General features: G+C 40.6%; 1 protein-coding gene. It reads left to right on the top strand.

Annotated elements, in window-relative coordinates:
* A partial coding sequence (locus SB775_RS30805) for a sigma 54-interacting transcriptional regulator (protein WP_410865060.1) occupies positions 1 to 261 on the top strand: 261 nt, incomplete at both ends.

Here is a 261-nt window from a genome sequence, read left to right as displayed (position 1 = left end):
ATATGGAGAGCACCAAGATATGAAGCACGCCATTCATTTGGCAAAACAATTCACGCAAAACAAGCAGCCTGTCTTAATAACGGGGGAAATCGGAACAGGCAAAACATTATTTGCCCAAGAAATGGCAAATACTTCTGTTCCTCACGCTTCGCTGACACATATTTATTGCCCGACATTGGATGAAGAGACCTTACAGAAAGCATTCACTCAAAAGAAGAATCAAGCTCTTTATTTAGACGAAATTGGCGCATTAAGTATTCC

The sequence above is a fragment of the Peribacillus sp. SIMBA_075 genome, from assembly GCF_046534585.1.
Note: the sequence above shows the minus strand (reverse complement) of the source record. Positions and strands in the feature narration are given on the sequence as shown.